This is a genomic window from Flavobacterium cryoconiti, from assembly GCF_048158645.1.
Taxonomy (GTDB): domain Bacteria; phylum Bacteroidota; class Bacteroidia; order Flavobacteriales; family Flavobacteriaceae; genus Flavobacterium; species Flavobacterium cryoconiti.
The window spans coordinates 306,267-314,957 of record NZ_JBLNKW010000004.1 but is presented as its reverse complement, the minus strand read 5'-3'; the positions used below and the strand labels follow the sequence as shown (position 1 = coordinate 314,957).

Here is an 8,691-nt window from a genome sequence, read left to right as displayed (position 1 = left end):
ATTATCTCAGGTAATAACAACTTGAGGATGTCGATAAAAGAATCTTGCATTCAGGTATAATTTAGAAATACAAATATCTAGATTTTAATATTTCCCCACAACAATATGTCTTGATCCGTTAATAACACGGCTCTCTTTTTTACCAATATTCACAATAAGCCCTCAATCACTAAAAATGAGATGATCTGCTGAAAAATCTAATATTTCTGCCTTTGAAGCATATAAAACAATTTCTTTTATTCCCTTCTCCAACATTAATGAAGTAGTATACTTTCTGCTTGTCGCAAAATGATTCCCTCGAAACATTAGTTTAAAAAAATACTTTCCACCAGACGATTTAAACTTTAAAAAGTCAGCCGAGACAATATCTTCCTTTAACTTTTCAATATCTTCCTGACACTCAAAATTGAGTTCATAACTTAAGCTTGTAAAAATAATTTTCCCTTTCCTAGAAGTGAAAACAAATTTATACTCATCATTAAATCTTTTACTAATAACAAAAGCTCCCATGAAATTTTAGATTTTAAATTGTAGATTTCAGATTCTAAACGTGGAGCTTAGAATTCACTTTTATAAAAATTATTTTCTTCGCATTTACAAATTTCTATAAAATAAAAAAAGCTCCAAACATAGTTTGAAGCTTTTTAGTACTCAGAGCGGGACTTGAACCCGCACGAACATTGCTGTTCACTGGATTTTAAGTCCAGCGTGTCTACCAATTTCACCATCCGAGCATTATGTGGTGTTGGAGCGAAAAACGGGGCTCGAACCCGCGACCTCGACCTTGGCAAGGTCGCGCTCTACCAACTGAGCTATTTTCGCATTTTCAATTCTTAGAAAGAACCGCGATACTTGTTCTGTATTGCGGATGCAAATTTAGGACATTTATTGAATTAAACAAGCCTTTTTTATAAAAAAATCACAGATAAAAGTTAACTTTCTGATAACGTAAACTTTAAAACAAAATAAATTATTTTCTAGTCAACATTCTTTTAATTTCATTAAGTTTCATCAACGCTTCCATAGGCGTAATGGTATTTATATCTAAGTTTATGATCTCTTCTTTGATTTCCTCCAATAAAGGATCGTCCAGATTAAAGAAGCTCATTTGCATTTCGTCTTTTGCGGCTTTAATTCCGTTCAGCGCATCGCTCGAATGATTCTTTTCTAATTTTTTCAAAAGCTTCTGTGCTTTCAAAATTACGATTTGAGGCATTCCGGCCATTTTAGCCACATGTATTCCAAAACTATGCGCACTACCTCCTTTTACTAATTTTCGAATAAAAAGCACGGTATCTTTCAATTCTTTGACAGCAACATTATAATTCTGAATTCTAGGCAATGATTCACTCATTTCATTCAACTCATGGTAATGTGTTGCAAATAATGTTTTGGGCTTTGAAGGATGCTCGTGTAAAAACTCTGCAATTGCCCATGCAATGGAAATCCCATCATACGTGCTCGTTCCTCTTCCAATTTCATCCAACAGCACTAAACTCCTATCAGAAATATTGTTCAAGATGGAAGCCGTTTCATTCATTTCGACCATGAAAGTAGATTCTCCCATCGAAATATTATCGCTCGCTCCTACTCTGGTAAATATTTTATCTACAATTCCCATTCTCACGCTGTCTGCAGGAACAAAACTCCCCATTTGAGACAAGAGTACAATTAAAGCCGTTTGGCGCAAAATAGCCGACTTTCCAGACATATTCGGCCCTGTAATCATAATCAATTGCTGCGTTTCTCTATCCAAGAAAACATCATTGGCAATATAAGGCATCCCTACCGGCAATTGTTTTTCGATAACAGGATGTCTTCCATTTTTGATTTCCAGTTCGAAAGTTTCGTCTAGTTCTGGACAAACATATTTATTTTCGATAGCCAATTGCGTGAAAGAACATAAACAATCCAGTTGCGCTACTAAATTAGCATTCATTTGAACCGGTTTGATATAAGTAGCAATCCAACTCACTAATTGTTCGAATAACTCTACTTCTATCTTATGAATTTTTTCTTCGGCACCAAGGATTTTAGTTTCATATTCTTTTAATTCCTCCGTAATATATCGCTCTGCATTGACCAAAGTTTGTTTTCGAATCCATTCAGCAGGAACCTTATCTTTATGTAAGTTTCTAACTTCGATATAATACCCAAAAACATTATTAAAGGAAATTTTCAACGAGGAGATTCCCGTCAATTGCGACTCTCGTTTTTCAATTCCTTCCAAGAATTCTTTTCCTGAAGTCGATATGGCACGCAAATCATCTAATTCTGCATTGATTCCTTTGGCAATAGCATTTCCCTTAGCAATCGCCACTGGGGCATCTTGATTTAAAACGGTTTTGATTTTTTCACGCAATAATTCACAACTGTGCAAACTGTCGCCAATTACTTTTACTGCCTCTTGCGGACTTTCTAACGCCAAGGTTTTTATTGGAATTATCGCGTCCAATGATTCTTTTAAATAAACTACTTCGCGAGGAGAAACTTTTCCAGCTGCAATTTTTGAAATCAAACGTTCCAAATCAGAAATTTGCTTGATTTGATTCTGAATGTTTTTTAAAACATCTTGATTTTCTTTTAAATACGAAACAACCTGATGACGGCTTTGAATCTTAGTACTATCTTTCAAAGGAAGTGCTAACCATCTCTTTAATAGTCGCCCACCCATTGGCGAAAGCGTTTTATCAATAACATCGAGAAGCGTCACCGCATTAGGATTGTAGCTGTGATACAATTCCAGATTTCGAATTGTAAATCGGTCCATCCAAACATAAGCATCTTCGGCGATACGCTGAATGGCAGTTATATGTTGTACTCTATTATGCTGTGTTTCGGATAAATAATATAAAATTGCTCCCGAAGCAATAGTTCCTTCTTTCAATTCTTCGATTCCAAATCCTTTCAAAGAAACAGTTTGAAAATGTTTCGTTAAGGTTTCGAATGCATAATCTTCTTTATAAATCCAGTCTTCCAAGTAAAAACTATGGTAATCATCTCCGAAAATTTCTCGGAAATCATTTTTATTGTTTTTTGGAATTAAAACTTCGCTTGGATTGAAATTCTGTAATAACTTATCAATATATTCTGCGTTACCTTGCGCTGTAAGGAACTCCCCTGTAGAAACATCTAAAAAAGAAATCCCTATTGATTTATTGGCAAAGAAAACAGAGGCTAAAAAGTTATTGGTTTTAGATTGTAAAACCTCATCATTCATAGAAACCCCAGGAGTCACAAGCTCAGTAACGCCCCGTTTCACAATGGTTTTGGTCATTTTTGGATCTTCGAGCTGATCGCAAATAGCGACACGAAGTCCCGCTTTGACTAGTTTTGGTAAATAGGTATTTATAGAATGATGCGGAAAACCTGCCAGTGCAGTCTCTGTTTCTGAACCTGCCCCTCTTTTGGTCAACGTTATTCCGAGAATTTTTGAAGCACGAACGGCATCCTCTCCAAAAGTTTCATAAAAATCCCCTACTCTAAACAATAAACACGCATCCGGATATTTCCTTTTGATGTCATTATATTGCTTCATTAAAGGCGTTTCTTTAACCGTTTTCTCTTTAGATGCCAAGTTATTTTATATTTAAAAAATGAAAAAAAAATGTGTCAGCGAATTTAAATATTTTAATGCGAATAAGTAACACTTCAAAAAATTAATTTTTTTAAGGAAAAATTAAGCTATTGGCATGATTTTTTCTTTAAATTTGTTTTACTAATTAAAAAAAAACAAGAAAATGAAAAAAATAGTTACACTAGCGTTATTATTAGTCTTAGGAGTTACAGCTTCTAATGCACAAGAAACATCAAAAGTTACAAAAAAGACAAAAGCTATAGCTGCTAAAGTTTCTACTCCAAAAGTAGATGGCGCAGGAATGGTATTTGTAACTGAAGTTATTGATTATGGAACAATTGCACACAATGCAGATGGTAAACGTGAGTTTGTTTTTACTAATAACGGTAATAAACCATTAATTATCACAAATACTCAAGGTTCATGCGGATGTACAGTTCCTACTACTCCAAAAGAGCCAATTGCTCCAGGAGCAAAAGGTATTATTGGTGTTAAATATGCTACTGACAGAGTTGGTGCATTTACAAAAACTGTAACTGTAACTTCAAATGCTGCTGGTCAACCAACTAAAGTACTTACAATAAAAGGAACTGTTTTAGCAGATGATGCACCAAAAAGCTAAATTCTAAATTAATTATAATAAAAAAAAGCTTCCTAAATTAGGGAAGCTTTTTTTATTGAAATAAACCCAAAAAAATATGAGAAAACTGGAAAACAGCGAACTCGAAAGAAAATCTATTGAAGCATTTAAGCAATCTGAAAAAACACCGCTTATTTTAGTGTTAGATGACATCAGAAGTTTACACAATATAGGTTCCGTATTTAGAACTGCCGATGCATTTTTAATAGAAAAAATATATTTATGCGGCATTACTGCAACACCTCCAAACAAAGAAATTCATAAAACTGCACTTGGTGCTACTGAAACCGTGACTTGGGAACATAATGATAATGTACTTGAAGTTATTAACAAATTAAAAGAAGAAAATATTACCACGCTTGCTATTGAACAAGTTGAAAGCGCTGTTTTTCTTCAAGATTTTAAAGTTGGAAAAAATAAAAAATACGCTTTAGTTTTTGGAAATGAGGTTTACGGCGTTTCACAAGAGGCAGTTGCATTATGTGATGGTTGTATTGAAATTCCACAATTAGGAACCAAACATTCTTTAAATATTTCGGTAAGTGCAGGGATTGTAGTTTGGGAACTTTTCAAACAATTTAACAATTAGCATGCATTTTGTTTTATTACCTTTTTAACCTGTCTCTTTTTTGTTAAAACTTATAGCCAAACACCGATATATTGATAAAATTTATATTTTTATAAAATGAAAAATAATTTTTTTTTTAAAGTCGTTTTGGCAATATTTTTTTTAATCAATAATGTAACCTACGCTACTAAAGTTGTTTATCCTTTAAAAAAAAGAAACGTCACCACAATAAGACAAAACATCAACCCTGCTGTTAATAATTCTAAAATAAATTTAGCAGCAAATATTGCTCCTATAATCACTGCAACCGGCAATCAAATATATTGCCCTCAAACCAATATAAAAATTGTAACTAATGTTACAATAACTGATCCTGATGACACAAGTACTGATGCCATTTACATTCAAATCTCATCAGGTTATATAAACGGGCAAGACCAATTAACACTTATTGGTTCACATCCTACAATCATTACAAGTTGGGATATTACTGCAGGAAAATTAAAATTATATAGTCCTACTGGAATACCAATATCTTATACAGACTTTGTATCTGCGATTAAAGATGTAGAATTTTACAATTCATCGTCTTCACCTTCAGGAATTCGAAATTTTTCCATTACCATAGGTCAAGCCAATTATTTGCCTAGAAATAAACATTTTTATCGATACATCTCCAGTCCGGGAATCTATTGGACAGATGCAAAAATAGCAGCCGAATCCCCAGCAAATTATTATTACGGATTACAGGGTTATTTAGCAACCTTAACCGCTGCTGATGAAGCCCAATTGGCAGGAGCACAGGCCCCAGGAAATGGTTGGATTGGCGGAAGTGATTCTGAAACAGAAGGAGTTTGGAAATGGGTTACTGGTCCAGAAGCAGGAACTATTTTTTGGAACGGAGCTGCAAATGGCTCAACACCAAATTTTGCTTTTTGGAATACAAATGAACCAAACAACTCCAACAACAATGAAGATTACGCCCATATTACCGCTCCTGGAATTGGAATTCCAGGAGCTTGGAACGATCTACAATTAGCGGGTGATTCATCCGGAAATTATCAATCAAAAGGTTATATTGTTGAATATGGCGGAATGATACCAGGAGATGTTGATAATATTCATATCTCAGCGAGTACTACAATGACAATCGCAAAAATTACAACGACAACACCAAGCCCTATTTGTGCTTCAGCGACATGTACACTTCAAGCAAGTTCTACAACTGGAACAATAAACTGGTATGATACTGCAATTGGCGGTATTTTGTTAGGAACAGGAAATACATTTATAACTCCAATAATAAATACAACAACAACCTATTATATTGATAACGGATGTACTCCGAGAAATCCAATTATAGTAACTGTAAATCCATTGCCTATTGCAAATCCGGTAATAATTCCTAGACAATGTGATGACAATCAAGATGGAATAGTCACTTTTAATACTGCTGCTCTTGAGACAAGTTTATTAGGAAATCAAACAAACATAACCGTTACTTATTTTGACCAAAACAATAATCCGCTAAAAGATTCAAACGGAAATCTGATAACTAGCCCGTTTCCTGCTAGTTTCACAACAACATCACAAACGATAAAAGCTGTTTTGACAAACAACTCTCCTTTACACTGTTCTAACGAAACAAATATTCCATTTATAGTTGATGATTTACCCGAAGCTTTTGCCGTTCCAGCATCCTTAACCACAACTTGTGATGATGAACCAAACCCATTAAATCAAGATGGTAAATTTGCTTTTGACACAGCTACATTCGAAGCTTTCATTCTAAAAGGACAAACCGGAATGATGGTTAAATATTTTGATAAAAATGGAAATTCATTATCAAGTCCGCTGCCAAATCCATTTGTAAGTGCAACTCAAAACGTTTTAGTAACAGTAACAAATACAGCAAACACAAGCTGCACCGCAACTACAACTTTGAATTTTGTTGTCAATCCTTTGCCAATTGTCAACGATGTAACAATTATTCAATGCGATACTGACTTGATTCCAGACGGGAAAACTCTTTTTAATTTGACAGTAAATAACAACCTAATTTCTGCAAATTATACCAATGAACTTTTTACTTATTATACTTCACAATCAGGAGCTAATAATGGTCTTGCAACCGATTTAATTTCAAATGATTTGGCTTTCGAAAACACAACAGCATCGACAATGAATGTTTGGGCGAGAGTTGCCAATAAAATTAGCGGTTGTTATAGCGTTGCCAAATTAACATTAAAAGTCCCAGCTACCAATCTTCTTTCTTCCTATAAAATCACAGTTCCTCCTGTTTGTGATGATTTTTTAGACGCTATTAACAATAATAGAGACGGAATTGCAACTTTTGATTTCTCTTGGACGAAAGCCACAATACAAACTCAACTCCCCATAAATCAAGTTTACACTATAAACTATTACAGAAACCAAGCTGATGCCTTAGCCGAACTCAATGTAATTGCGGATATTTCAAATTACAGGAATATTGGTTATCGCGATTCTCAAGATATTTGGGTACGGGTTGAAAGTAGTCTAGATAACGCTTGCGTTGGTTTAGGACCTTACATTACTTTAAAAGTCGAAGCTTTACCTATTGCTAATTCAGTTATAATTCCAAGACAATGTGATGACAATCAAGATGGAATATTCACTTTTGACACCACTACCCTTGAATCGAGATTATTAAAAGGGCAAATGCTTACTGATGTTACTGTTACTTATTTTGACCAAAACAATAATCTATTACCAAGCCCGTTTCCGAATACTTTCACAACCGCTTCTCAAACCATAAGAGCCGTTGTAACTAATAAAACAACTTTAAAATGTTATGATGAAACAAGTATTCCGTTTATTGTAGACATTTCACCTAAATCATCTACAGTCTCTTCTGTCTTAACTACAGCTTGCGATGACGAAGCAGATCCTTTGAATCAAGACGGAAAATTTGCATTCGACACTTCAACATTCGAAGCCACTATTCTAGGAGGACAAACCGGAATGACCGTGACTTATTCTTTACAAAACGGAACTGTACTTTCAAATTTTTCACCCACTTTTATAACAGGAACTCAAAATATTACAGCAACAGTAATAAATCCACTAAATACTTCTTGTACTGCCACCACGACTTTAAATTTTGTTGTTAATCCAACTCCAAAAATTAACTTGAATACCAATGGTAGTGAAAATGAATTGGTTTGTTCTAATCTTCCAAGCTTTTTTGTAACACTTGATGCTGGAATTCAAGACGGATCTCCAACAAGCAATTACACCTACATTTGGTCAAAAGATGAAACTATTTTGATTGGCAAAATAGCCCCAACGCTATCAGTAAACGCCGAAGGAAATTATGCTGTCGAAGTAACTAATAGTTCAGGTTGCAGTAAAATTCGAACCATAAAAGTTACCGCTTCTGATTTGGCACATATCGAAAGTATTGATATTATAGATTTGACTGATATAAATACAGTTACCGTAAACGTAACAGGAAAAGGAAAATATGAATATAGTTTAGACGAACCTAGTGGATTTTGGCAAGACTCCAATTTCTTTGATAAAGTACCCGCAGGAATTCACGAAGTTTTTATCAATGACAAAAATGGTTGCGGCGTAGTTAGCAAAACTATTGCCGTTATAGGTGCCCCAAAATTCTTTACACCAAACAATGACGGTTATAATGATTATTGGAGTGTAAAAGGAGTGAATGAAACTTTCAATTCAAAATCAATAATCTACATTTTTGACCGTTACGGAAAACTCATCAAACAATGGGTTCCCAATTTAAACCAAGGTTGGGATGGTACTTTCAATGGCAATCCTTTACCCGCAGATGATTATTGGTTTACTTTAAAATTAGAAGATGGCAGAGAAGCAAAAGGTCATTTTTCGCTAAAAAGGTAA

General features: G+C 34.4%; 5 protein-coding genes and 2 tRNA genes. 3 read left to right on the top strand and 4 right to left on the bottom strand.

All coding sequences use genetic code 11. The annotated features are described in order from the left end of the window. Positions 1-162 precede the first annotated feature (162 nt). The 4 genes from ACM55H_RS08390 to mutS form a co-directional block, all read right to left on the bottom strand. Entirely contained in the window at positions 163-510 is a 348-nt protein-coding gene (locus ACM55H_RS08390; protein ID WP_416836080.1) for a DUF1508 domain-containing protein, read from the bottom strand. A 138-nt stretch (positions 511-648) separates the two neighbouring features. Then, positions 649-734 (bottom strand) — tRNA-Leu (locus ACM55H_RS08385). A gap of 12 nt (positions 735-746) precedes the next feature. Then, positions 747-822: transfer RNA gene (locus ACM55H_RS08380), tRNA-Gly, on the bottom strand. A 148-nt stretch (positions 823-970) separates the two neighbouring features. After that, the gene (gene mutS, locus ACM55H_RS08375) at positions 971-3,577 is read right to left on the bottom strand and encodes a DNA mismatch repair protein MutS (protein ID WP_416836079.1); all 2,607 of its coding nucleotides are present in this window, start codon (positions 3,575-3,577) and stop codon (positions 971-973) included. A gap of 163 nt (positions 3,578-3,740) precedes the next feature. Here mutS and ACM55H_RS08370 point away from each other — a divergent pair, with 163 nt between their 5' ends. From ACM55H_RS08370 to ACM55H_RS08360, 3 genes are all read left to right on the top strand, one after another. Beyond that, positions 3,741-4,199 carry a DUF1573 domain-containing protein gene (locus tag ACM55H_RS08370; RefSeq protein WP_416836078.1) on the top strand — a complete coding sequence of 153 codons (459 nt, stop codon included), beginning with the start codon at positions 3,741-3,743 and terminating at the stop codon, positions 4,197-4,199. Positions 4,200-4,275: 76 nt separating this feature from the next. Beyond that, complete coding sequence (locus tag ACM55H_RS08365) at positions 4,276-4,806, top strand: RNA methyltransferase (protein WP_416836077.1); 531 nt, start codon at positions 4,276-4,278, stop codon at positions 4,804-4,806. A gap of 96 nt (positions 4,807-4,902) precedes the next feature. Next, positions 4,903-8,691, top strand: coding sequence for a T9SS type B sorting domain-containing protein (locus ACM55H_RS08360; protein WP_416836076.1), 3,789 nt, complete (start codon positions 4,903-4,905; stop codon positions 8,689-8,691).

Bases quoted from the DNA above. Each gene is read 5' to 3' on its own strand.
- ACM55H_RS08390 (WP_416836080.1), bottom strand. From the start codon at position 510: ATGGGAGCTTTTGTTATTAGTAAAAGATTTAATGATGAGTATAAATTT.
- ACM55H_RS08370 (WP_416836078.1), top strand. From the start codon at position 3,741: ATGAAAAAAATAGTTACACTAGCGTTATTATTAGTCTTAGGAGTTACA.
- ACM55H_RS08365 (WP_416836077.1), top strand. From the start codon at position 4,276: ATGAGAAAACTGGAAAACAGCGAACTCGAAAGAAAATCTATTGAAGCA.
- ACM55H_RS08360 (WP_416836076.1), top strand. From the start codon at position 4,903: ATGAAAAATAATTTTTTTTTTAAAGTCGTTTTGGCAATATTTTTTTTA.